This window comes from Streptococcus suis (assembly GCF_024509555.1).
Classification (GTDB): domain Bacteria; phylum Bacillota; class Bacilli; order Lactobacillales; family Streptococcaceae; genus Streptococcus; species Streptococcus suis_AD.
The window spans coordinates 1-886 of sequence record NZ_JAMWEL010000048.1; the positions used below are offsets into that span (position 1 = coordinate 1).

Below are 886 nucleotides of genomic sequence, written 5' to 3' on the forward strand. Positions count from 1 at the left end.
TGATAATGATACAAATGCAACGATTATCTATCGTACAAATGTTAAAGTTGTTGATCCAAAAGATCCAGATAACAATCCAGACACACCAACACCAGAAACTCCGGTAACTCCAGACACGCCAGTTCCAAACGATCCAAAAGGTCGTACCTATGGTGATCTTGGCTTGGTTGAAGAAGTAACCTTGACCGTTAACCATGTCTATGCAGATGGTTCTCCAGTTGTTAAGGATGGCAAGCCTGTTGTTACAACTGAAACCTTAACCTTCACGCGTACAGTTCAAGTGGATGCTGTAACTGGTGATATTATTGTGGATACTTACTCTGCATGGGCACCAGCAACACAAGACTTCAAAGCTGTTTCAGCCTTGACGAAGGATGATGTAGCTGAGTTGGCAGATTATCTTCCTTCAACGCAAAGCGTAACCAAGACAGGTGTAGTTGCGACTGATAATGATACAAATGCAACGATTATCTATCGTACAGGTGTGTCAGTTGTTGATCCAAAAGATCCAGACAACAACCCAGATACACCAACTCCAACTGATCCAGTTAAACCAACTGATCCAGTACCAAACGATCCAAAAGGTCGTACCTATGGTGAACTTGGCTTGGTTGAAGAAGTTACCTTGACAGTTAACCATGTCTACGCAGATGGCACACCAGTTCTTGATGCTGACGGCAAACCAGTAGTTTCAGAAGAAACCTTGACATTTACTCGCACAGTTCAAATTGATGCAGTAACAGGTGACATCATTGCGGATACATACTCAGCATGGGCACCAGCAACACAAGACTTCACAACTGTAAATGCCCTTACTTTGGATAAATTTACACCATCAACTGATAAAGTTGAGAAGACTGGTATTACAGCAACTGACAAGGATATT

At 42.3% G+C, this 886-nt stretch carries 1 protein-coding gene; it reads left to right on the top strand.

Annotated elements, in window-relative coordinates:
• Window positions 1–886, top strand: an 886-nt coding sequence (locus NF418_RS10275) for a mucin-binding protein (RefSeq protein ID WP_444861125.1), incomplete at both ends; no start/stop codon positions are given.